We start from the raw sequence: 23,628 nt of genomic DNA on the forward strand, positions 1-23,628 counted from the left end.
GCAGTCGCCCCCCAACGTCCCCACCCTTCACGTCACATTTTGAGGTACTCCCATGTCTGACATCCTGACCACCGAGGCCGGCGCGCCGGTCGCGGACAACCAGAACTCCGCGCAGGCGGGCATCGGCGGCCCGGTGCTGATCCAGGACCAGCAGCTGATCGAGAAGCTGGCCCGCTTCAACCGTGAGCGCATCCCGGAGCGCGTGGTCCACGCCCGCGGCTCCGGCGCCTACGGCCACTTCGAGGTCACCGACGACGTCAGCGCCTACACCCGGGCGAACTTCCTCGGCGAGGTCGGCAAGCGCACTGAGGTGTTCCTGCGCTTCTCCACCGTCGCGGGCAACCTCGGCGCCGGCGACGCGGTGCGCGACCCGCGCGGCTTCGCGCTGAAGTTCTACACCGAGGAGGGCAACTACGACCTCGTCGGCAACAACACCCCGGTGTTCTTCATCAAGGACCCGATCAAGTTCCCCGACTTCATCCACTCCCAGAAGCGCGACCCGTTCACGGGCATCCAGGAGGCGGACAACGTCTGGGACTACTGGTCCTACTCGCCCGAGTCGCTGCACCAGATCACCTGGCTGTTCGGCGACCGCGGCATCCCGGCGTCCTACCGTCACATGAACGGCTACGGCTCGCACACCTACCAGTGGACCGCCGCCGACGGCTCCGCCTACTGGGTGAAGTACCACTTCAAGACCAACCAGGGCATCCGCTCGCTGGACGGCGCCCAGGCCGCCGAACTGGTCGGCCAGGACGCCGACAGCCACCAGCGCGACCTGCACCAGGCGATCGAGCGGGGCATCTTCCCGTCCTGGACCGTGCACGTGCAGCTGATGCCGGTGGCCGACGCGGCCGACTACCGCTTCAACCCGTTCGACCTCACCAAGGTGTGGCCGCACGCGGACTACCCGCTGCAGAAGGTCGGCCGTCTGGTCCTGAACCGGAACCCCGACAACGTCTTCGCCGAGGTCGAGCAGGCAGCGTTCTCGCCGAACAACTTCGTGCCCGGCATCGGCCCGTCGCCCGACAAGATGCTCCAGGGCCGGCTGTTCGCCTACGCGGACGCGCACCGCTACCGCCTGGGCGTGAACCACACCCAGCTCGCGGTCAACGCCCCCAAGGCCATCACCGCGCAGAACTACGGCCGCGACGGCCTGGGCGCGGTCAACGCGGCCGGCCGCGCCAAGAACTACGAGCCGAACTCGTACGACGGCCCGCGCCAGACCGACCAGGCCCTGTCCGCGCCCACCGCGGTGTCCGGCTGGACCGGCGCCCACGTCGCCCCGGCACACGCCAAGGACGACGACTTCTTCCAGGCCGGCGAGCTGTACCGGCTGATGTCGGCGGGCGAGAAGTCCCGCCTGATCGCCAACCTGGCCGGCTCCATCGGCTCGGTCGGCCGTGACGACGTGGTCGAGCGCGTGCTCCCGTTCTTCCACGCCGCGGACGCCGACTACGGCAAGCGCCTGCAGGCCGCGGTCGAGGCGATCCGCAACGCCGAGGAGAGCTGACCCCGGCTCTCGTCCGGCCACACGGAACCAGCGGGCCCCGGTGCAACGCCGCACCGGGGCCCGCTCCGTGCGTTACCGGACACGTCCGCGTGTCCGGTAGCGAAGCGACTGCGGAAGGTGAAGAGTGTCCGCGGGGGGTCCGTCCGTACGCTCCGATCCGGAGGCTGCACCGATGCCCGAAGTCAACGCCCCGTACGCGCCCGGCACTCCCTGCTGGGTCGACCTGATGGTCCCCGACCAGCGTGCCGCCCTGGACTTCTACCAGGACCTGTTCGGCTGGCAGGGCGAGCCGGGCCCGCCGGAGACCGGCGGCTACGCGATGTGCACCCAGAAGGGCCGGCCGGTGGCCGGCATCGGCCCGTCGATGGACCCGTCCACCCCGACCGTCTGGACCACCTACCTGGCCAGCGACGACGCGGACGTCACCCTCGCCAGGATCGAGTCGGCCGGCGGCAAGGTGCTGATGCCGCCCATGGACGTGCTGAAGTTCGGCCGGATGTTCGTCGCCAGCGACCCGGCCGGGGCGGTCTTCGGCGTCTGGGGCCGCGGCGAGTTCTTCGGCGCCCAACTGGTCAACGAGCACGGCGCGATCACCTGGAACGAGTGCAACACCCGGAACGCCGACGCCTCCGCCGCCTTCTACCACAAGGCCTTCGGCGTGGACGTCACGCCGATGGAGCAGGCGCCCGGCTACCGCACCCTGGACATCGGGGGCCGTCCGGTCGGCGGCCTGCAGGCGATGACCGAGCCGCCGTTCATCCCCGAGGTGCCCTCGCACTGGATGACCTACTTCGCGGTGGAGGACACCGACACCACCGTCGACCAGGCGGTGAAGACCGGCGCGAGCGTCATCCTGCCGCCGACGGATTCCCCCTTCGGTCGCGTGGCCACCCTGCGCGACCCCTGGGGCGCGGTGTTCTCGGTGATCCGCACCGAGCAGCCCGGCTGACCCGTTCCACCGCGTCGTCGCCGTGCCCATCAGCCCAGTTGACGGATAGTCTGATGGGTATGGCGACCCGCAACAGCAGTCGGCAGACCGACCGGGACCAGGCCGCGCCCGGACCGCGCAGTACGGTGCAGCGCACCCTGCGGATCCTGGAGGCGGTGGACCGCAGGCCCTGTGGCGCGACCGCGGCCGAGCTGGCCCGGGAACTCCGGCTCCCGGTCGAGGTGGTGCGCCGGCTGCTGCGCTCCCTGGCCCGCGAGGAGTACCTGCAGCCGCTCGACGACGGCGGCTACGTCCTCGGCGGCGCCCTGGCCGCTCTCGGCCAGGGCAGCCGCGAGCAGATGATGCAGTCCCGGCTGCTGTCCAGACTCGCCTCGCTCCGCGACGAACTGGGCGCCGCCGTCTACTTCAGCCGCTACCAGGACGGCGAGGTCTCGGTCGACGCCGTGGTGGACGGCCCCACCGCGCCGAGCGTGCACGAGTGGGTGGACTTTCGGGCCACCGGCCACGCCAGCGCCATCGGCAAGTGCCTGCTGGGCCAGCTCGACCACGACGCCCGCAGGGAGCACCTCAGCCGCCACCCGGTCACCCGCTTCACCTCCCGCACCATGGTCGACGACGACGTGCTGCTGCACCGCCTGGACCGCCAGCCGGCCACCGTCCCGGTGCTCGACCTGCAGGAGTACGCCCTCGGTACGGTCTGCGCGGCCGTCCCGGTCACCGCCGGCGCCAGTGTCGGGTGCCTGGCCTTCAGCCTGCCGCTGCAGCAGGCCTACCGGCTCCGCGACGCCGCCGAGACCCTCGCCGCCCGTGCCGCCCCGGTCCTGCTCGCCCTCGCGCTCTGACCCTCCCGCCGGTGACGACGCGACCCGGTGACGACGAACGGCGCCGCCCACAGGGAACGTGGGCGGCGCCGTCTGCTGGTCTGCCACATGCTGCTGGTCTGCGACGTGTTGCCGGTCGCCGAGCTGCGAGCCGGTCAGGCTATCCGGCGGGGCTGCTCCTCGGCGCGGAGCGGGTGGTCGTGGTGGATCGGGCCGTTGTGGGCGCTGAGCGGGAGGCAGGAGCCGCCGCGGCGGTGGGCGACGATCTCGGCGGCCACCGCGACCGCGGTCTCCTCCGGGGTGCGCGCGCCCAGGTCCAGGCCGATGGGGGAGCGCAGCCGGTTCAGCTCGACCTCGGTGAGGCCGACCTCGCGCAGCCGCTCCAGGCGCTCGTCGTGGGTCCGGCGCGAGCCCATCGCGCCGACGAAGCCGAGCGGCATCCGCAGCGCCCGTTCCAGCAGCGGGATGTCGAACTTGGCGTCATGGGTGAGCACGCACAGGGCGGTTCGCCCGTCGAGACGGCCGGCGGCGGCCTCGGCGTCCAGGTAGCGGTGCGGCCAGTCGACCACCACCTCGTCGGCGGTGGGGAAGCGGCGCCGGGTGGCGAAGACCGGGCGGGCGTCGCAGACGGTGACGTGGTAGCCCAGGAAGCCGCCGATCCGGGCCACGGCGGCGGCGAAGTCGATGGCGCCGAAGACGATCATCCGGGGGGCCGGGACGTGCGACTCGACGAAGAAGGTGGCGGCCTCGGCGGCGGCGCCCGTCGGTGCGTCAGTGGGAGCGCAGGGGCGGCCGTCCAGGGCCAGCGTGAACTGCCCGGTCCGGCCGGCGTCGAGCATGGCCCGGGCCTGCAGCACCGCGGAGTTCTCCAGCGCGGCGCGTCCGTGCTCGGCCAGCGAGCCGTGCTCGGCCAGCGAGCCGTGGTGGGCGTCGGCGGTGACCGCGACGCAGGCGCCGAGCAGTTCCCCGGGGCCGTCGATGATCCGGACCACGGCGACCGCGGTGCCGGAGTGGACGTAGGCCAGGGCCGCGTCCAGGCCGGCCGAGGCGCCGGGGGTGACCGGCTGGACGAACACGTCGATGATGCCGCCGCAGGTCAGCCCGACCGCGAAGGCGTCGTCGTCGGAGAAGCCGAAGCGGTGCAGCACCGGGCGGCCGGTGCCGAGCGCCTCCTGGCACAGCTCGTAGACCGCCCCCTCCACGCAGCCTCCGGACACACTGCCGACGGCCTCGCCGTCGGAGTCCACGGCCAGTGCCGCTCCGGGGTCGCGCGGGGCGCTCCCGGAGACGGACACCACGGTGGCCACGGCGAAGGCGCGTCCAGCGGAATGCCAGGCGTTCAGCTGCTCGGCGATGTCCTGCATGGTGGCTCCTTCGCGCGGATGGTGTGGTCGGGGATCAGTGTGGCCAAGGCCGGGGAGGGGGCGGTACGGGACCTGCTGTGCGGGACCGCTAGTGGATGCCGAGCCAGTCCTTGAGCGGGTGCAGGGCGAAGAACACCACGAACACCACGGACAGGGCCCACATCAGGATGCCGGGCTCGCGCCACTTGCCGTTGCCGGCCTTGATGACGCAGTAGGAGATGACGCCCGCGCCCACACCGGCGGTGATGGAGTAGGTGAACGGCATCAGCGCGACGGTGAGGAAGGCCGGGATGGCGATCTCGCGGTCCGACCACTCGATGTGGCGGGCCTGGGAGAGCATCATCGAGCCGATGACCACCAGGGCCGCGGCGGCGACCTGGCCGGGGACCATGCTCGCCAGCGGTGTGAAGAACAGCATCAGCGCGAAGACCGTACCGGTCACGACGCTGGAGAGGCCGGTACGGGCACCGTCGCCGACGCCGGTCGCGGACTCGATGAACACGGTCTGGCCGGAGGCGCCGGCGAGGCCGCCGATGGCACCGCCCGCACCGTCGACGAACAGCGCCTTGGACAGGCCGGGCATGCGGCCCTGCTTGTCGGCCAGTCCGGCCTCGGTGCCGATGCCGATGATGGTGGCCATCGCGTCGAAGAAGCCGGCCAGGACCAGGGCGAAGACCGCGAAGCCCGCGCTCAGCGCGCCCATGCCGTTGCTGCCGAAGGCGCCGAACAGGTCGACGTGGCCGAAGAGGCCGAAGTTCGGGGCGGAGACCGGGTTGCCGGGGAACTTGGGCACCGCCTCGCCCCAGGCCGAGTCGGGCAGCTTGGCGATCGCCTGGACGACCAGCGAGAGCACGGTGCCGAAGACGATGCCGATCAGGATGGCGCCGCGGACCTTGCGGACCTGCAGCACGAAGATCGTCAGCAGCGTCACGCAGAAGATCAGGACCGGCCAGCCCTGGAGGTTGTTGTTGATGCCCAGGCCCATGGGGGTGGGGGAGTGGGCGGCGTCCGGGAGGCGGTTCACGAAGCCGGCGTTCACCAGGCCGATCAGCGCGATGAACAGGCCGATGCCGATGGTGATGGCGTGCTTCAGCGCCAGCGGTATGCCGTTCATGATCATCTCTCGGAGGCCGGAGACGACCATGAGCACGATCACGAGACCGTAGATGACGCAGAGACCCATGGCCTGTGGCCAGGTCACATGAGGGGCCATCACGGCGGCGAGGGTGTTGGACACGCTCAGGCCGGCGGCCGCGGCGAGCGGCGCGTTGCCGACCACGCCGAGCAGGATCGTGGTGACCGCCGCGGCGAGCGCGGTGGCGGTGGTGACCTGCGCGTGGTTGAGATGGTTCCCGTTGACGTCCGCGACCGACAGGATGATCGGGTTGAGCAACAGGATGTAGGCCATAGCCATGAAGGTGGTGAGGCCGCCGCGGATCTCGTTGCCGAGGGAGGACCCCCGGGCGCTGATCCTGAAGTACGCGTCCAGCGCGTGCTTCGGTGCGGTGGGTGCTGACGGGGTCGCGGCCTCGTTCTCAGCGGTAACTCTGGATTCCGTGGGGATCTGGGTCACGGGTTCCACTCCCAAGGTTCATAGGGGGTTGGGGTGGGGCTCGCGGCCGGCCTGGGGCCCGTCAGGTGGGGGGTGCAGGGGACGGTACGGCGCGCTGGTGCTGCTGGCTCTGGGTACGGCCCCGGCGAGGGCGGTGTACCGCAGCGGGCGGTGCTGATCCGGTCGTGCGCGTGCGGGTACTGCATGGAAGGCTCTTCACTGCTGGGTACTGACTGGTGGTGCCGGGTGTACCGCGGTCACCGCGGGTGGTGCGGTGCTGCGGTCGTGCTCCCCGGGGCGGCAGTGGGAAGACTGGACGTCCGCCCCGGGGAAGAATCGATGGACCGTCAGGTGCCGGTGATGTGCTCCGGACGGACCGGGACCCGGTTCAGTGCCAGGCCGGTCGCGGCGCGGATGGCCGAGACGATCGCGGGGGTGGAGGAGAGGGTGGGGGCCTCGCCCACACCGCGCAGTCCGTACGGGCTGTGCGGGTCCGCGAGTTCGAGGATCTCGACCGGCTGCGGCGGGGTGTCCAGGATGGTGGGGATCAGGTAGTCGGTGAAGGAGGGGTTCCGCACCTTGCCGTCCTTGGTGATGATCTCCTCCATCACCGCCAGACCGAGGCCCTGGGTGGAACCGCCCTGGATCTGGCCGATCACCGACAGCGGGTTGAGCGCCTTGCCGACATCCTGCGCGGCGGCCAGCTCGACCACCTTGACCAGACCCAGCTCGACGTCGACGTCCACCACGGCGCGGTGCGCGCAGAAGGTGTACTGGACGTGGCCGAAGCCCTGTCCGGTCTCCTTGTCGAAGGGGACGGTCGGCCGGTGGTGGTGCTCCCGGGTCAGGTCGATGGCCTGGTCCCCGAGCAGGTCGACCATGGAGATCAGCACGCCGGCCGAGGCCGAGACCACCTTGCCGCCGACCAGCGACATGTCGTTGTAGGTCCAGCCGTAGCGCGAACGCCCCAGGTTGAGCAGCTCGTTGCGGACCGCCTCGGCGGCCAGCTTCACCGCGCCGCCGGTCATGTAGGTCTGCCGCGACGCGGAGGTGGAACCCGCCGAGCCGACCTCGGTGTTGGCCGGGTGGATGGTGACCCGCTCGACGCCCAGCTCGGTACGGGCGATCTGCCCGTGGACGGTGACGCCGCCCTGGCCGACCTCGGCCATCGCGGTGTGCACCATGGCCACCGGCTCGCCGCCGATGACCTCCAGCCGGACCCGCGCGGTCGAGTAGTCGTCGAAGCCCTCGGAGAAGCCGACGTTCTTCAGGCCGACCGCGTAGCCGACGCCGCGGACGATGCCCTCACCGTGCGAGGTGTTGGACAGCGCGCCCGGCAGCTCGCGGATGTCGAGGTGGGTGGTGTCCAGGGCCGGCGGCAGCGGCAGGTCCTTGACCTTCTGCAGCAGCTCGGCCACCGGGGCCGGGGCGTCGATCATCTGACCGGTCGGCAGGTACGAGCCCTGCGAGACGGCGTTGAGCTGGCGCAGCTCCACCGGGTCCATGCCCAGCTCGGCGGCGAGCTTGTCCAGCTGGGTCTCGTAGGCGAAACAGGCCTGGACCGCGCCGAAGCCGCGCATCGCGCCGCAGGAGGGGTTGTTGCTGTAGAGGGCCACCGCCAGCACGTTGACGTTGGGGATCTCGTAGGGGCCGACGCTCAGCGAGGAGGCGTTGCCGACCACGGCCGGGGAGGCGGAGGCGTAGGCGCCGCCGTCCAGCACGATCCGGGCCTCCATGTAGACCAGCTTGCCGTCGCGGGTGGCGCCGTGCTCGTAGCGCATCTTCGCGGGGTGGCGGTGCACATGCCCGAAGAAGGACTCCTCGCGGGAGTACACGATCTTGACGGGCTTTCCGGTGCGCTGCGCCAGCAGGCAGGCGTGGATCTGCATGGACAGGTCCTCGCGGCCGCCGAAGGCGCCGCCGACACCGGCCAGGGTGAGCCGCAGCTTGTTCTCGGGCAGACCGAGCACCGGGGCGACCTGCTGACGGTCCACGTGCAGCCACTGGGTGGCGACGTAGAGGTCGATGCCGCCGTCCTCGGCGGGCACCGCCAGGCCGGACTCCGGGCCGAGGAAGGCCTGGTCCTGCATGCCGACCTCGTAGTCGGAGGTGACGATCACGTCGGCGAGCGCGCGGACGTCGTCGTTCACCCCGAGGCCGGAGACGACCTTCTGCTGGTGCACGATGTTGCCGGAGGCGTGGCCCTTGTACTCGGCCGGGTCGTGCACGTAGCCGTAGGTCTCCGGGTCCAGGCACTGCTCCTCGGTGGTGATCGGGGGGAGTACCTCGTACTCGACCTTGACCTTCGCGAGGGCGCGGCGGGCGGTCTCCGGGTGGTCCGCCGCGACGATGGCGATGGCCTCGCCGTGGTAGCGGATCTTGTCCATGGCCAGCGCCGGCTGGTCCTGGATCTCCAGGCCGTAGAACTTGCTGCCGGGGATGTCCTCGTGGGTCATCACGGCGTAGACGCCGGGCAGGGTGAGCGCCTCGGAGATGTCCACCGAGAGGATCTTCGCGTGGGCGTGCGGCGAGCGCAGCGCCATGCCCCACAGCATGTCCTCGTGCCACAGGTCCGAGGAGTAGGCGAACTCGCCCTTGACCTTCAGCGTGCCGTCCGGGCGCAGTGGCGAGCCGCCGATGCCGTCCGGGTGCGCCGTGGTGATGTCCTGGAGGTTCTTCTCGCCGCGGATCGTTCTTGTCGTCTGCGTCTTGATCGTCACTGGGACACCTCCGACTGGTGACACTTGCGGGCGGAGGCGAGGCGGACGGCGTCCATGATCTTCTCGTAGCCGGTGCAGCGGCAGAGGTTCCCGGACAGGGCCTCGCGGATGTCGCTGTCGCTGGGCTGCGGCTCGCGCTCCAGCAGGTCGTGGGTCTGCACCAGCAGGCCCGGGGTGCAGAAACCGCACTGGACGGCGCCGGCGTCGACGAACGCCTGCTGCACCGGGTCCAGGCCGTTCTCGTCGGCCAGGCCCTCGACGGTGCGGACCTCGCGGTCCTGCACCTGTCCGGCCGCGACCAGGCAGCTGCAGACCGGCGCACCGTCCAGGTAGACCGTGCAGGAACCGCACTCGCCCTGCTCGCAGGCGTTCTTGGAGCCCGGCAGGCCCAGCCGCTCGCGGAGCATGAAGAGCAGGCTCTCGCCCTCCCAGACGTCGTCTGCCTCGACCTCGCGGCCGTTGGCGTTGAAGGTCACCCTCATGCTGCGCTCCTCAGGGACTGCGTGTACTCGTTCCAGGTCCAGGTCAGCGTCCGGCGCGCCATCACCGCGAGTGCGTGGCGGCGGTAGGCCGCGCTGCCGCGCACGTCGTCGATGGGGGACGCGGCGGCGGAGACCAGCTCGCCGAAGCGCTGGATCGCGGCCGGGCCGATCAGCCCGCCGCTGCTCCAGAGGTTGCGCTCGGCCAGCTCGGCGGCGAGGAACTCCTCGGCCTCGACGGCGCGGCGCGGGGTCGGCGCGGCGGACCCGATGCCGGTGCCCACCGTCCCGTTCTTGGGGTGCAGCGCGAAGCCGAAGGCGCAGACCGCGATGACCATCGCGTTGCGGGTGCCGATCTTCGAGAACTGCTGGGGGCCGTCGGCGACCGGGATCCGGATCGCCCGGATCAGCTCGTCGGGCTGCAGGCTGTTGCGCTTCACCCCGACGTAGAAGTCGTCGATGGCGATCAGCCGGGTGCCGCGGACCGAGGCGGCCTCAACGAAGACGTCCTTGCCGGCCGCCAGCAGGGCGGGGTGGGCGTCACCGGCGGGGGAGGCCCCGCCGAGGTTGCCGCCCACACTGCCCCGGTTGCGGATCTGCGGGGAGCCGACGGTGTTGCCCGCGATGGACAGACCCTGCAGCGGACCGGACAGCTCCGCGCTGATGCGGGCGTACGGGACCGCGGAGCCGAGGCGGACGACCTCGCCCTCCTGGCCCTCGTACGTGCCGGACTCCCACTCGGTCAGCTCGCCGATCCGGTTCAGGTCGAGCAGGGCGGACGGGCGGTGGCGGTCGAAGTTGAGCTCGACCATCACGTCCGTGCCGCCGGAGATCGGCACTGCGGACGGATTCTCGGCCTTCGCCGCGAGTGCCTCGTCCCAGGTGGCGGGCCGCAGGAACTCCATGCGGTGACTCCTCTGTGTCAGGTCTGGTGGTGCTGTCGTGCGGGGCTCGCCCGTGGTGTCGCTCAGGTCGAGTGCTACAGCAGTGCGGGTCGGTGACGCGGAAGGCGCCGGTTCGGCGGCGCGTCGCCCGATCGGGTGTGACCCTGCGGTCTGGGTGCTTCGGTGTGCAGGTGCCTCGGTGTGCAGGTGCTTCGGTGTGGGTGTCAGTACACAATCGTGAGGGCGGCACCAGGCAGTCACTGATGCCATGAAGCCGCCACTCGCCGTGTGGCGTCAGGGCTGTACTTTTCTCCAAGCCCAACGTCGGTTCCCCGCCATCCCGGCGTGGCTTCGGGTTCACTTGGTGCCGGTGGGTCGGGGCCTGGTCGCACCGGGCGCGCGGCTCCGTCGACTACGCACCGTCGTAGCGTGCAGGTGGGGGCCTTCCGGGCGCTCGAAACCCGGGCCGCGCGGCCTCGAACAAGTTGTCGGTGCATGCTCATGGATGAACCGCCGACGCCCTGGCCGCGCCCCGCCGGAATCCGGTGTCCGGGCCTGCCACCACGAGGCGTGCGGAGCTGCCACCACGGGGCGTAGTGTCCGGTGGATGACTATGGAAAACCCCCTCCTCGTGCCCAGTGCCCTGCCGTTCGAGCTGCCGCCGTTCGCGGACATCCGGGAGGAGCACTACCTGCCCGCGTTCGAGGCGGGCATGGCGGAGCAGCTGGCCGAGACCGCCGCCGTCGCGGCCGACCCCGAGCCGCCGACCTACGCCAACACCATCGAGGCGCTGGAGCGCTCCGGCGCGCTGCTGCGCCGGGTCTCGGCGGTGTTCTTCAACCAGTCCTCGGCGGACAGCAGCCCCGCGGTGCAGGAGATCGAGGCCGGGATCAGCCCCCGGCTGGCCGCCCACAGCGACGCGATCCACCTCGACCCGGCGCTGTTCGCCCGGATCGACGCGCTGCACGCGCGGCGTGCCGAGCTCGACCTCGACGCCGAGTCGCGCTGGGTGCTGGAGCGCTACCACGCGAAGTTCGTCCGGGCCGGGGCCCGGCTCGGCGCGGACCAGCAGGCCCGGCTGCGCGAGCTGAACGCGGAGCTGGCCACCGCCGCCACCGCCTTCGAGCAGAACATCTTCGCCGACACCCGCGCCGCCGCCCTGGTCCTGGACGACGTGGCCGACCTGGCCGGGCTCTCGCCGGACGCGGTCGCCGCGGCCGAGGAGAACGGGCGCGCGCTGGGCCGCGACGGCGGCTACGTCATCAGCCTGAAGAACTTCTCCAACCAGACCGAGCTGGCCGCCCTGGACGACCCCGGGGTGCGCCGCCGGCTGCTCGCCGCCTCGCTGGCGCGCGGCATCGAGTCCAACGGCGCGCTCGCCGCCCGGATGGCCGCGCTGCGCGCCGAGCGCGCCGCGCTGCTCGGTTTCGACAGCCACGCCGCCTACGAGGTCGCCGACCAGACCGCCGGCAGCACCGAGGCCGTCGACGCGATGCTGGGCCGGCTGGTCGGCCCCGCCGTCGCCAACGCCCGCCGCGAGGCGGAGGCGCTGGCCGCCGAGGCCGGCGTGGACCGGATCGCGGCGGCGGACTGGCAGTACTGGTCGGAGAAGGTCCGCAAGGCCCGCTTCGCCATCGACAGCTCGGTCATGCGCCCCTACCTGGAGCTGGAGACGGTGCTGCGGGACGGGGTGTTCTTCGCGGCCGGCCTGGTCTACGGGATCTCCTTCACCGAACGCCCGGACCTGGTCGGCTACCACCCGGACGCCCGGGTGTTCGAGGTGACCGACGCCGACGGCAGCCCGCTGGGCCTGTTCCTGGGCGACTTCCACGCCCGGGAGTCCAAGCGCGGCGGCGCCTGGATGAACGAGCTGGTCACCCAGTCGCGGCTGCTCGGACAGCTGCCGGTGGTGGTCAACAACCTCAACATCGCCAAGCCCCCGGCGGGCGAGCCGGTGCTGATGACCTGGGACGAGGTCACCACCCTGTTCCACGAGTTCGGCCACGCGCTGCACGGGCTGTTCTCCGACGTGCGCCACCCGCTGGTCGCCGGCACCGAGGTGCCCAGGGACTTCGTCGAGTACCCGTCCCAGGTCAACGAGATGTGGGCGGACTGGCCCGAGGTGCTGGCCAACTACGCCCGGCACCACGAGACCGGTGAGCCGATGCCGGCCGAGCTGGTCACCCGGATGAAGGCGGCCGAGAACTTCGGCGAGGGCTTCCGCACCGTCGAGTACCTGGCCGCGACCCTGCTCGACTGGGCCTGGCACACCCTCCCGGCCGGTGAGCGGCCGGACGACGCCGAGGCCTTCGAGGCGGACGCGCTGCGGCGGTACGGGCTGGCGCTGCAGGAGATCCCGCCGCGCTACCGCACCGGGTACTTCTCGCACATCTTCGCGGGCGGCTACGCCGCCGGGTACTACGGCTACATCTGGTCCGAGGTGCTGGACGCGGACACCGTCGAGTGGTTCAAGGAGGACGGCCGGACGATCCGCGAGAGCGGCGAGATCTTCCGCCGCGAGCTGCTCGGACGCGGCGGCAGCGTGGACTCCATGGGCGCCTTCGCGGCGTTCCGCGGACGCGCCCCGGAGATCACCCCGCTGCTCACCCGCCGCGGCCTCACCGTCTGACCGCGGCCGGACCGGCCGACCGCGGCCGATCGCGGCCGGCCGTGGAACGGGTTGTCGTCCGGGAGGCAGCGTCGGGTAACGTGCGGCAACATCTGAGCCACGTCCGGCGACGACCCCCCAGCAGACGGAGGTACCCCCGTGCGGATCGGCGCGCTGCTCGCCCCCACCGCCCCGCGGCTGCGCCTGCTGGCCGGGCGCGAGGAGCTGGACCGGGTGGTGTCCGGGGTGATGACCACCGACCTGCACGACCCCGGCCGTTACCTGCAGGGCGGCGAGCTGGTGCTCACGGGCATGCTGTGGCGGACCGGTCCCGAGGACTCCGAGCGCTTCGTCCGGGGCCTGGCCGCGGCCGGGGCGGTCGGGCTCGCGGCCGGTGAGGCCGAGGTCGGGCCGGTCCCCGCGGACCTGGTGGAGGCCTGTGAGCGGCACCGGATGCCGCTCTTCGCCGTCCCCGAGGACGTCGCGTTCGCGCAGCTCACCGAGTACGTGGTGCGGCAGGTCTCGGCCGACCGGGCGGCCGACCTGTCCGCGCTGGTGGACCGGCACCGGGTGCTGGTCTCCGCCGCCGGGGGCGCCGGTCTCGACGCCGTGCTGGAACTGCTCGGCGGCGACCTCGACCTGGACTGCTGGGTGCTCACCCCCAGCGGCCGGGTGGTCGCCGGACCACCCGACCGGCTCAACGCCGCCGAACGCGACCAGCTGGTGCGTGCGCACCTGGACGGCCAGCGCCGCCGCCCCGGACCGTCGGTCCGGGCCCGGCTCGGCAACCGCCAGTTCTCGGTGCTGCCGGTCGCGGGCGGGGACAGCGGGCTGCTGGCCCAGTGGCTGCTGGCGGTCGAGGGCGACGTCACCGAATGGACCCCCAAGCGCCAGCAGCTCGCCGAGAACCTGGCCCGGCTGGCCGGCGCGGAGCGCGAGCGGCGCGACGAGAGCCGCAGGCTGCGCAGCCGGCTCGCCGACGAGGTGATCACCCTGCTGCAGCGGGACGCCCCGCCGGAGGAGCTGGGCCGTGCGCTGGACGCCTCGCTGGCGATGGTGGCCGGTGGCGCCACCGCGCCCGAGGCCTGGGTCGCCATCTCCGCCGAGGGCCTGGCCCTGCCCGACGGGGCGGTACGTTCCGCCCTGGTCGAGGCGCTGAGCGGCGAGGACGACCGGACCCTGATTGGCGGCGGAGGCTCGGGGGCGATCCTGCTGGTCCCCGAGGCCGAGGACGGCGAGCCGATGGCCGAGCGGCTGCGGCGGCTGCTCGCCCCGCTGGAGGCCGGGCTGGGCGCGGAGGGCCGGCTCACCCTGGGCGCGAGCGCGCCGTCCCCCTCGGCGGGCGGGCTGCGCGGCGCGCTGGAGGAGGCCCGGCACGCGCGCCGGATCGCGGCCGCCCGGGTCGGCCGGATCTGCGTCAGCGGCCCGGAGGAGCTGGCCTCGCACGTGCTGCTGCTGGCAGCGGTCCCGGACGAGGTGCGACGGGCCTTCCGCAGCCGGCTGCTGGACCGGGTCGTCGGCTACGACCTCGAACACCAGGCCGATCTGGTCCGCACCCTGGAGGCGTTCCTGCGCTACGACGGCTCCTGGACCCGCTGCGCCGCCGCGCTGCACGTCCACGTCAACACCCTGCGCTACCGGATCGGCCGGATCGAGGAACTGACCGGCCGTGACCTGTCCAAGCTGGAGGACCGGGTCGACTTCTACCTGGCGCTGGAACTGTCCTGACGCCGCGCCGGCGCCGTGCCGGGAGGCTGCGGCGCTGGAAGACTGCGGTGCTGGAAAGATGTGGCAGCAGCACACCCCGGTGAAGGAACGGATCCGACCACGTGACCACCCCGCGCAGCCCCTACCTCCGCACCAGCGTCCGCCGTAGCGGTCCCCGCCGGGACGGGGCACCGCGCCCGGCGCGGCTGCGGCTGCCCACCGTCGGCATCGACATCGGCGGGACGAAGATCGCCGCCGGGGTGGTGGACGGCGAGGGCCACATCCTGGAGCAGCTGCGCACCGAGACCCCGCACCGGAGCAAGAGCCCGCAGGTGGTCGAGGACGTCATCACCGAGCTGGTGCTGCAGCTGGCGGACCGTCACGACGTGCACGCGGTCGGCATCGGGGCGGCGGGATTCGTGGACGCCGGACGCTCCCGGGTGCTGTTCGCGCCGCACCTGTCCTGGCGCAACGAGCCGCTGCAGGAGGCGCTCAGCTCGCGGCTGAAACTCCCGGTCGTGGTGGAGAACGACGCCAACGCGGCGGCCTGGGCCGAGTGGCGGTTCGGCGCGGGGGCCGGTGAGGAGCACCTGGTGATGGTGAACCTCGGCACCGGGATCGGCGGCGCCATCGTCAGGGACGGCTGGCTGGAGCGCGGCCGCTACGGCATGGCCGGCGAGTTCGGCCACATGACCGTGGTCCCGGGCGGGCACCGCTGCCCCTGCGGCAACCGGGGCTGCTGGGAGCAGTACTCCTCGGGCAACGCCCTGGTCCGCGAGGCCCGCGAGCTGTGCGCCGCCGAGTCCCCGGTGGCGCAGCCGCTGCTGGACCGGGTCGGCGGCGACGTCGGTGCCATCACCGGGCCGCTGGTCACCGAAGCCGCGCAGCAGGGCGACGCGGTCGCCGTCGAGCTGCTGCAGGAGATCGGCCAGTGGCTGGGCGCGGGCATCGCCAATCTCGCGGCCGCGCTGGACCCCGGACGGTTCGTCATCGGGGGCGGCGTCTCGGCCGCAGGTGAGCTGCTGATCGGCCCGGCCCGGGAGTCCTTCCGGCGCAGTCTCACCGGGCGCGGCTTCCGCCCCGAGGCGGACATCGTGCTGGCCCGGCTCGGCAACGAGGCCGGTCTGGTCGGCGCGGCCGACCTGGCCCGGCAGGTGGCGCGCCGCTTCCGTACCGTCAAGCGCCGCCGGGTGGAGCGCGGCGGACGCTGACACCGGCAGCCGCTGGTACACAGCCGGCGGATGAAGGCCCGGGCAGCGTCCGGGTGAAGCGGGTGGGCCAAGCCGGGTGGGATCGGTACCTGCCTGCGGGGTGTGTCCGTGCCGCGGCCGGAGGACGGTGCAGGATGAGCCGGAACGATCATGCGCCAGCGAACGGTCGTCGTACCCGGCCGTCGCAGTACCGAGGAGAACCATGCGTCTCACCAAACTGGGCCACGCCTGCGTCCGGATCGAGCAGAACGGGCGGACCCTGGTCCTGGACCCGGGCGTCTTCACCGAGCCCGAGGCCCTCGACGGTGCCGATGCCGTCCTGGTCACCCATGAGCACTTCGACCACTTCCAGGAGGACCGGCTGCGCGAGGCCGCGGCGGCCAGCCCGGGGCTGGAGTTCTGGACCAACGGCGCGGTGGCCGAATCGCTGACCGGCCTGGGCGCCGGACGGGTGCACGTGGTCGAGCACGGCGACGCGTTCACCGCCGCCGGCTTCTCGGTCCAGGTCTACGGTGAGTGGCACGCGGTGGTCCACCCCGACCTGCCGCAGGTCGGCAACATCGGGTTCCTGGTCGACGGGGAGGTGTTCCACCCCGGTGACGCGCTGACCGTGCCCGACCGTCCGGTCCGGACGCTGCTGCTGCCGGTGCACGCGCCGTGGTCCAGGACCGCCGAGGTGGTCGACTACACCCGGGCGGTCGGCGCCGACCGGGCCTACGCCCTGCACGACGCCCTGCTCAGCCCGATCGGGCTGGCCGGCGTCGAACGCTTTGTCAGCACCCTCGTCAAGGACACCGCCTACACCCGGCTGGCCCCCGGCGAGGCCGTCACCCTCGGCTGACCCGCCCTGCCGGATCCCCCTGCCGGATCCCGGTGCGAGGGCGCGGCCCCGGCGCGGGCCGCGCCGGGGCCGGGTGGCGGAGTGCCGGTACGTCAGGCGGTGAGCAGCGGGCGGAGGAAGCCGGACTCCAGCCGGACCACCAGGGGTGGGCCGTAGCGCTTGGCGAGCAGCATCGAGGGGACCGCGACCACGGCGCCGACGACCAGGCCGACCAGCACGTCGTGCGGGTAGTGCGCGCCCACCCAGATCCGGGAGAAGCCCATCACCAGCGCGGCCAGGGTGGCGATGACGCCGAGCTTGCGGCTGATCATCCAGAGGGCCGCGGCGGCGGCCGCCGCGATGGCCGAGTGGTTGCTGGGGAAGGCCCAGTCGCCGACGCCCGGGCAGGGCTGGATCGTGGCCGGGGAGGTGATCACCTGGCACGGTCGGGCCTCGTCGAACACGCTCTTCACGATGTCGTTGGCGACGTACGCCAGGACCACCGCGACCGGCACGGCCAGTGCCATCGCCATCGCGGTGGAGTCGCGCGCCGCACGGGCGCGCCACCAGCACCAGATCATCATCAGGGCGAACAGCCCCAGACCGTAGCTGGCGTAGAACGAGATCAGGTTGTCGAACCAGTGCGGAGCGTTCTGTGCCCGGGTGATGAACCAGTGGTACAGCCCGCCGTCGATCGAGGCGCCGTTCAGAGAAGCGAGGTAGGTCACTTGCCGGACTCCGAGGGGGTCGTGCTGGTGGTGGCCGTCCTGCGGCTGCGCATGATCTCCAGGGCGATCGGGATCAGCGAGACGACCACGATCAGGGCGATGATGGGCAGCAGGTAGGTGTCGATGCTGGGGATGGTGTTGCCCAGGGCGTAGCCGGCGAGGGTGACGCCGATCGTCCAGACCAGGCCGCCGATCACCTGCCACAGGGTGAAGGTGCGCACCGGGACGTTGAGCGCCCCGGCCATCGGGTTGAGCACCGTGCGCACCACCGGGATGAAGCGGCCGATCACGATCGCCTTGGCGTGCCCGTACTTGGTGAGGATCTCCTCGGCCCGTACCGCGCCCTGGACGATGTGCTTGTTCTTGCTGCGGGCCAGCAGCGGCTTGCCGCCCTTCTGCCCGATCACATAGCCGACCTGGGCGCCGGCCAGCGCGCCGATGACGGCGCAGACCAGCACCAGGCCCAGGTTCAGGTGGATCCCGTTCTTGGTGGTGGTGCAGAGCAGACCCGCGGTGAACAGCAGCGAGTCGCCGGGCAGGAAGAAGCCCACCAGCAGTCCGGTCTCGGCGAACAGGACGGCGGCGATGCCGAGTGCCCCGAACGCGCCGAGCAACGAGGTGGCGTCCAGCGGGTTCACCGCCAGGTTGATCAGGGCCGTCGGGTCGTGGGCCATGGCCGTCACTCTCCTGCAATGAGGGACACTGTTCGAGTCCCGGTGGCGGATCAGTCTCGTTGTCTACATTGATGTAGTCAACGTGTGCCACTCTAGTGGATGGCAGCGGTCACCTCGGGGGGCCGGACACGTGCGAGTGGGAGGCGGGAGTCCCTTGACGGTGATCGGACCGCAACGTCGCCATCCGGGCGAACTCGAAGCCGACGTCCTCGCCGTGCTGTGGGCCGGGGGCCGCGCGCTCACCCCCGGCGACATCCAGCGCGCTCTCGGCGGGGACCTCGCCAGGACCACCGTCAACACCATCCTCTCCCGTCTGCACGAGAAGGGGGTGCTGGTGCGCCATCGTGTCGGGCGCGCGTTCTCGTACGCGCCGGCGCAGGAGGCGCAGGACGCGCCGGGGCTCGCGGCCCGGCGGATGCGCAGTGAGCTGGAGAAGGAGGCGGACCGGCAGACCGTGCTGGCCCGCTTCGTCTCCGGACTCAGCGACGCCGACGAACAACTGCTCCGCAGTCTCCTCGCGGACGGCGACGGTGCGGCGGACGGCGCCGCAGGTGGCGACGGCGCCGGGTCGGGTGCGGGCGGCGGGACCGCGTCCGACGGTGGGGGCCGGGCGGACGGTGGGGGCCGGGGCGACGGTAGGGGGGAGGGGCGGTGACGTTCGACGTCTGGGCGCCGCTGGTGCTCCCGTTGCTGCTGCTGCCGCTGCTCGCGCTTCCGGTGGTCCGCACGCTCCCGGACCGGCTGCATCCGCGCCTGGCCTGCTGGCTGCTCACCGGCACCGCGGTCGGCCTGGCCGGCGCGGGCACCGGCGCGCTCGCGCTGCTCGCCGTGGCCGCGCTGCTGCGGCTCCCCTTCGTGGCCGCCCTCGGCCACCTCGACCTGCCCGTCGCCGCGCACCTCTCCCCGGGCGCGGTGGTCCCGGCCGGGACCGTGGCCGGCGTACTGCTGCTGCTCGCGGGCTGGCGTGCGGCCCGGGCGCTGCACCGCCATCTGCGCGTCCACAGCGAGGCGCGGCGGCTGATCGACCGCCACCGCGCCGAGAGCCCGGCACGCGGCGACGCCCACGGCACCAACGCCGACGCCATCCACACCGGCGCCATCCACACCGACGGCGTCAACACCGACAACGGCGACCTGGTCGTGCTGCCGGATCCGGCCCCGGACGCCTACGCGATCCCCGGCGGTCCGCTGCCGCGTGACCGGGGCCGGGGCCGGGTGGTGGTCACCGCGGGCATGCTGGCGGCGCTCAGCGCGCCGGAGCGCGCGGTGCTGCTGGCTCACGAGCGCGCCCATCTGAGCTGCCGTCATCATCGCTTCCTGCTGCTCGCGGAGCTCTCCGTGGCGCTGCACCCGCTGCTGTCCCCGCTGCGCGAAGGGGTTGCCTACAGCGTCGAGCGCTGGGCGGACGAGACGGCAGCCGCCTCGGTCGCCGACCGCCGGCTGGTGGCCCGGGCCATCGGCCGGGCCGCCCTCGCCGCCCGCGCGGGCGCGGGCCAGGACCGCTCCTCCCGGCTCGCCGGGGTTGCCCTGGGCGTGGCGGCGGGTCCGGTGCCACGCCGGGTCGCGGCGCTGCTCGGCCGGGAGCCGGAGCTGTCGCCGGCCCGGACCCGGCGCGGTTCGGCGCTGACCGCGGCGCTGCTGGTCGGCATCCTGGCACTGTCCCTGGGCACCACCCTGGACGCGGCCAAGGACCTGCACCACCAGGTCGAGGCCGCCCAGCAGAACGCCACGCCGGGCGAGGCACACGGTTGACCGACCCCGCCTGACCGACCCCGCCTGACCGACCCCGCCTGACCGACCCCGGGTCCGTGGGTGAGGATGGGGCCCATGGCCTTTGACACGTTGACCTTTGAGCTCAGCACCGGCAGCCACGAGACCACCCATGACCTGACCGACCGCTGCGCCGCCTTCCTGGACGACGTCGCGGCCGGGCGCGACGGTCTGCTGAACGTCTTCGTCCCGCATGCCACGGCGGGCATCGCCGTGATCGAGACCGGCGGGGGCAGTGACGTCGACCTGCTGGCCGCGCTGCGCCAACTGCTCCCCGCCGACGACCGCTGGCAGCACCGGCACGGCAGTCCGGGCCACGGCCGGGACCATGTGCTGCCGGGTCTGGTGGCCCCGCACGCGACGCTGCCGGTGATCGGCGGGCGGCTCGCGCTGGGCACCTGGCAGTCGGTCGTGCTGGTGGACACCAACGGGGACAACCCACGACGTACCGTCAGATTGTCATTTCTCGGCTGATCTTCCTTGTCCAGCAGTATTTCTGACTGTCCAAAAGTTTCTTGGCATGGACACTGTTGCAAAGGGGTTACTGGTTGGTATCCATGTGAGTGGCACACATCACGTGTCCCTCACCTGCCGTGGAGGCACCATGCGCCCACCCCGCGCACGCTCGCTCCGCACGCTGTCCGTAGCCCTGCTCTCCGCCCTCGGCCTGGCCGCCGCCGGCATTGCCGCCGCCGCCCCGGCCGGGGCTTCGGCATCCGGGTACGCCGCCCTCGGGGACTCCTACTCCTCCGGTGTCGGCGCCGGTAACTACATCAGTTCCAGTGGCAGTTGCGAACGCAGCACCAACGCCTACCCCTACCTGTGGCAGTCGTCGAACGCGCCGTCCTCGTTCGACTTCGCCGCCTGTTCCGGCGCCACCACCGCGGACGTTCTGAGCAGCCAGCTGTCGGGCCTGAACAGCTCCACCGGCCTGGTCAGCATCACCATCGGCGGCAACGACGCCGGGTTCTCCTCGACCATGGAGACCTGCGTCCTGGAAGGCACCAGTGCCTGCCTGTCCGCCGTGTCCACGGCGGAGAACTTCGCCAACACCCAGCTCGCCCCGAAGCTGGACGCCGTCTATGCGGCGATCCACGCGGACGCCCCCAACGCCCATGTCGTCGTCCTCGACTACCCCCACCTCTACCAGGTCCCCGGCAGCTGCTGGTTCGGCATCAGCGACACCTCCCGCAACGCCATCAACGGCGCGGCGGACGACCTGGACGGCGTGATCGCCAAGCGCGCCGCCAACGCCGGCTTCAGCTTCGTGGACGTGCGCAGCGCCTTCACCGGCCACGAGATCTGCTCCAACGACTCCTGGCTGCACAGCACCACGTTCCCGATCGACGAGTCGTACCACCCGACCGCGGCCGGCCAGTCCGGCGGCTACCTCCCCGGCTTCACCTCAGCGGCCTGAGCCACCGCACCACGTGCGCTGCCGACCGTCCACCCCACTGGGCGGTCGGCAGCCCCGTTTCCGGCTGCTTCCGCAGCGTCGTCCGCCGCGGTGTCTCCCTCTGTCGGTGCTACTTCTGCCAGCCGACGATCGTCCAGTCGGTCGAGGCGAGGCCGGAGGCGCCGAAGTTGGCCAGGCCCTTCCGGTCGGCGATGATCTGCGGGCGCTGGAACAGCTCGATGGAGTGGCCCAGCTGCCAGATCTGGGCGTCCGCCTGGTTGTAGAGGGCGTCGACGACCCGGCCTCCCGGGCCCTCGGCCCCGCCCTGGTGGCCTGCCACTTCGCCCCGGACCCGGTCGCCGAGGCAGCAGCGACGGCGGTGGCCGGGCCGCAGTGAACTGCCGCACGGGGCGGCCGGGACGACGTGGTCCGGACTCGCGCGGTCAGGGCCGGCGCGGTCAGGACTGCGGGCTTCGGTAGAGGGCGTCGATCTCGGCGGCGAACACCTTGGTGACCGCGCGGCGGCGGAGCTTGAGCGACGGGGTCAGCAGCCCGGCCTCCTCGGTGATGTCGCCGGGAAGCACCCGGAAGGCGCGGATCGACTCGGCGCGGGAGACCGCCGTGTTGGCCACGGCCACCGCGCGCTGCAGCTCCGCGTGCAGCTCGGGGTCGTTGCGGACGGCGAGCGGGGAGTCCTCGGCCTTGCCGTGGCGGCGCTGCCAGTGGGACAGCGCGTCCCGGTCCAGGGTCAGCAGCGCGGCGATGTACGGGCGGTCGTCGCCGACCAGCATGCAGTGCGCGACCAGCGGATGCACCCGGACCCGGTCCTCCAGCAGGGTCGGGGCGACGTTCTTGCCACTGCTGGTGACGATGATCTCCTTCTTGCGGCCGGTGATGGTCAGATAGCCGTCGCCGTCCAGGTGGCCCAGGTCGCCGGTGGCGAGCCAGCCCTGACGGAGGGTCGCCCCGCTGGCGCCGGGATCGTCCAGGTAGCCCTGGAACACCTGCGGCCCCTGCACCCAGACCTCGCCGTCCTCGGCGATGCGGACGGTGGTGCCAGGGATCGGGTGGCCGACGGTGCCGAAGCGGGGCCGGTCCGGCGGGTTGGCGGTGGCTGCGGCCGTGCACTCGGTGAGTCCGTAGCCCTCGTAGACGGTGATCCCGGCCCCGGCGAAGAACAGCCCCAGCTCCCGGTTCATCGCCGAGCCGCCCGACATCGCGTGCCGGACCCGGCCGCCGAGCACCGCGCGGACCTTCCCGTACACCAGCCGCTCGTGCAGCTGGTGCTGCAGCCGCAGGCCGGGTGACGGCCCCGGGCCGTCGCCGAAGGCGTGGCGTTCCACGGCGGCGGCGTAGCGCACCGCCACCTCCACGGCCTTCTCGAAGACGCCGAGCTTCCCGGAGTCCTCGGCGGCCGCACGGGCCCGCTGCATCAGCTTCTCGAAGATGTACGGGACGGCGAGGACGAAGGTCGGCCGGGTGGCGGCCAGCGAGGGCATCAGGTCGGCCGGGGCCAGGCTCGGTTCGTGTGCCAGTCGCACCCCCGCGCGCAGCGCGGCGACCTGCACCATCCGGCCGAAGACATGGGCGAGCGGCAGGAACAGCAGGGTGCTGGGCTGCTCGCTGGCGTTGTTGCGGAACACGTCGTGGTAGCGGGCGATCAGATTGTCCGTCTCGGCGGCGAAGTTGCCGTGGGTCAGCACGCAGCCCTTGGGGCGCCCGGTCGTGCCGGAGGTGTAGATGACGGTCGCGACCGAGTCGGGGGTGACCGCCTGCCGGTGGCGTTCCACCAGGTCGTCGGGGACGCCACGGCCGGCCAGCTCCAGCTCGCGCAGCGCTCCGGCGTCCAGCTGCCAGATCCGGCGCAGCTCCGGCAGCGCGTCGCAGACCGAGCCGACGGTCATGGCGTGGTCCTCGTGCTCGACCACGCAGGCGACGGCGCGCGAGTCGGCGATGATCCAGCGCAGTTGCTCGGGCGAGCTGGTCGGGTAGACCGGGACGGGCTGGGCGCCGATGGTCCACAGCGCGTAGTCGAGCAGGGTCCACTCGTACCGGGTGCGGGACATCAGCGCGACCCGGTCGCCGAAGCGGATGCCCTGGTGCAGCAGGCCCTTGGCCAGGGCCACCACCTCGTCGCGGAACTGCATCGCGGTGACGTCCTGCCAGCTGCCGTCACCGCCGTCCGCCGGCATGCTGCGGCGGGACAGCTGCAGCAGGCCGGGGTCCTCGGCGGCGACCTGGAAGACGGATTCGGCGAGGCCTCCGGTGCGCAGCGGGTAGGCCAGGGCCGGGACCGAGAACTCCCGCACGTCGCGCTCCTGCCGTCTCCGCGCCGGGGCACCGTCGCCGCCGGGTCTCGAAAGTTACCGGACGGAAACTTTGCTGGACAGGGGGCGCGTCCCGTTGTCTCCCGATCTCCTTTCTTTGATCAT

20 protein-coding genes are annotated in these 23,628 nt (G+C 72.3%); 11 read left to right on the forward strand and 9 right to left on the reverse strand.

The window, feature by feature from the left end; translation table 11 throughout:
* Positions 1-52: 52 nt before the first annotated feature.
* The 3 genes from ABH925_RS29480 (at position 53) to ABH925_RS29490 (ending at position 3,304) form a co-directional block, all read left to right on the forward strand.
* On the forward strand, positions 53-1,513 hold the full coding sequence (locus ABH925_RS29480) for a catalase (RefSeq protein WP_370152777.1): 1,461 nt from the start codon (positions 53-55) through the stop codon (positions 1,511-1,513).
* Between the two features lie 172 nt (positions 1,514-1,685).
* On the forward strand, positions 1,686-2,462 hold the full coding sequence (locus ABH925_RS29485) for a VOC family protein (protein ID WP_370152779.1): 777 nt from the start codon (positions 1,686-1,688) through the stop codon (positions 2,460-2,462).
* Positions 2,463-2,521: 59 nt separating this feature from the next.
* Positions 2,522-3,304, forward strand: a complete 783-nt coding sequence (locus ABH925_RS29490) for an IclR family transcriptional regulator (protein WP_370152781.1) — start codon at positions 2,522-2,524, stop codon at positions 3,302-3,304.
* Between the two features lie 134 nt (positions 3,305-3,438).
* Here ABH925_RS29490 and ABH925_RS29495 read toward each other — a convergent pair whose 3' ends face one another.
* From ABH925_RS29495 to ABH925_RS29515, 5 genes are all read right to left on the reverse strand, one after another.
* Positions 3,439-4,647: an XdhC family protein gene (locus ABH925_RS29495; protein WP_370152783.1), complete on the reverse strand. Its 1,209-nt coding sequence runs from the start codon at positions 4,645-4,647 to the stop codon at positions 3,439-3,441.
* Positions 4,648-4,735: 88 nt separating this feature from the next.
* Positions 4,736-6,220 (reverse strand): NCS2 family permease, encoded by a 1,485-nt coding sequence (locus ABH925_RS29500; RefSeq protein WP_370152785.1) that lies wholly within the window; start codon positions 6,218-6,220, stop codon positions 4,736-4,738.
* Positions 6,221-6,546: 326 nt separating this feature from the next.
* Positions 6,547-8,889 (reverse strand): xanthine dehydrogenase subunit D, encoded by a 2,343-nt coding sequence (gene pucD / locus ABH925_RS29505; RefSeq protein ID WP_370152892.1) that lies wholly within the window; start codon positions 8,887-8,889, stop codon positions 6,547-6,549.
* A 26-nt stretch (positions 8,890-8,915) separates the two neighbouring features.
* Positions 8,916-9,401 (reverse strand): (2Fe-2S)-binding protein, encoded by a 486-nt coding sequence (locus ABH925_RS29510; protein ID WP_370152787.1) that lies wholly within the window; start codon positions 9,399-9,401, stop codon positions 8,916-8,918.
* Positions 9,398-10,303 (reverse strand): xanthine dehydrogenase family protein subunit M, encoded by a 906-nt coding sequence (locus ABH925_RS29515; RefSeq protein WP_370152789.1) that lies wholly within the window; start codon positions 10,301-10,303, stop codon positions 9,398-9,400. Before ABH925_RS29515 ends, ABH925_RS29510 begins: the two co-directional genes overlap by 4 nt.
* Positions 10,304-10,889: 586 nt before the next feature.
* Here ABH925_RS29515 and ABH925_RS29520 point away from each other — a divergent pair.
* The 4 genes from ABH925_RS29520 to ABH925_RS29535 all read left to right on the forward strand — a co-directional run bounded on the left by ABH925_RS29520 (position 10,890) and on the right by ABH925_RS29535 (position 16,649).
* A complete protein-coding gene (locus ABH925_RS29520) occupies positions 10,890-12,911 on the forward strand; it encodes a M3 family metallopeptidase (RefSeq protein WP_370152791.1) in 2,022 nt (673 codons plus the stop codon).
* Positions 12,912-13,049: 138 nt separating this feature from the next.
* Positions 13,050-14,618: a PucR family transcriptional regulator gene (locus ABH925_RS29525; RefSeq protein WP_370152793.1), complete on the forward strand. Its 1,569-nt coding sequence runs from the start codon at positions 13,050-13,052 to the stop codon at positions 14,616-14,618.
* Between the two features lie 101 nt (positions 14,619-14,719).
* Positions 14,720-15,808 (forward strand): ROK family glucokinase, encoded by a 1,089-nt coding sequence (locus ABH925_RS29530; RefSeq protein ID WP_370152795.1) that lies wholly within the window; start codon positions 14,720-14,722, stop codon positions 15,806-15,808.
* A gap of 202 nt (positions 15,809-16,010) precedes the next feature.
* The gene (locus tag ABH925_RS29535) at positions 16,011-16,649 is read left to right on the forward strand and encodes an MBL fold metallo-hydrolase (RefSeq protein ID WP_370152797.1); all 639 of its coding nucleotides are present in this window, start codon (positions 16,011-16,013) and stop codon (positions 16,647-16,649) included.
* A gap of 92 nt (positions 16,650-16,741) precedes the next feature.
* Here ABH925_RS29535 and ABH925_RS29540 read toward each other — a convergent pair whose 3' ends face one another.
* Positions 16,742-17,356 carry a phosphatase PAP2 family protein gene (locus ABH925_RS29540; RefSeq protein ID WP_370152799.1) on the reverse strand — a complete coding sequence of 205 codons (615 nt, stop codon included), beginning with the start codon at positions 17,354-17,356 and terminating at the stop codon, positions 16,742-16,744.
* Positions 17,353-18,030, reverse strand: coding sequence for a DedA family protein (locus ABH925_RS29545; protein WP_370152801.1), 678 nt, complete (start codon positions 18,028-18,030; stop codon positions 17,353-17,355). Before ABH925_RS29545 ends, ABH925_RS29540 begins: the two co-directional genes overlap by 4 nt.
* A 160-nt stretch (positions 18,031-18,190) precedes the next feature.
* Between ABH925_RS29545 and ABH925_RS29550 the strand changes: the two genes are divergently transcribed.
* From ABH925_RS29550 to ABH925_RS29565, 4 genes are all read left to right on the forward strand, one after another.
* Positions 18,191-18,685: a BlaI/MecI/CopY family transcriptional regulator gene (locus ABH925_RS29550; RefSeq protein ID WP_370152802.1), complete on the forward strand. Its 495-nt coding sequence runs from the start codon at positions 18,191-18,193 to the stop codon at positions 18,683-18,685.
* Complete coding sequence (locus ABH925_RS29555; RefSeq protein WP_370152804.1) at positions 18,682-19,782, forward strand: M48 family metalloprotease; 1,101 nt, start codon at positions 18,682-18,684, stop codon at positions 19,780-19,782. Before ABH925_RS29550 ends, ABH925_RS29555 begins: the two co-directional genes overlap by 4 nt.
* 75 nt (positions 19,783-19,857) lie before the next feature.
* Positions 19,858-20,274 (forward strand): secondary thiamine-phosphate synthase enzyme YjbQ, encoded by a 417-nt coding sequence (locus tag ABH925_RS29560; protein ID WP_370152807.1) that lies wholly within the window; start codon positions 19,858-19,860, stop codon positions 20,272-20,274.
* A gap of 130 nt (positions 20,275-20,404) precedes the next feature.
* Entirely contained in the window at positions 20,405-21,217 is an 813-nt protein-coding gene (locus ABH925_RS29565) for an SGNH/GDSL hydrolase family protein (RefSeq protein ID WP_370152809.1), read from the forward strand.
* 109 nt (positions 21,218-21,326) lie between these two features.
* Here ABH925_RS29565 and ABH925_RS29570 read toward each other — a convergent pair whose 3' ends face one another.
* Both ABH925_RS29570 and ABH925_RS29575 read right to left on the reverse strand, forming a co-directional pair.
* Entirely contained in the window at positions 21,327-21,536 is a 210-nt protein-coding gene (locus ABH925_RS29570) for a hypothetical protein (protein ID WP_370152899.1), read from the reverse strand.
* A 118-nt stretch (positions 21,537-21,654) separates the two neighbouring features.
* Positions 21,655-23,505, reverse strand: coding sequence for a long-chain fatty acid--CoA ligase (locus tag ABH925_RS29575; RefSeq protein ID WP_370152811.1), 1,851 nt, complete (start codon positions 23,503-23,505; stop codon positions 21,655-21,657).
* Positions 23,506-23,628 lie beyond the last annotated feature (123 nt).

Origin of the sequence: Streptacidiphilus sp. EB129 (assembly GCF_041262645.1) — a bacterium.
Taxonomy (GTDB): domain Bacteria; phylum Actinomycetota; class Actinomycetes; order Streptomycetales; family Streptomycetaceae; genus Streptacidiphilus.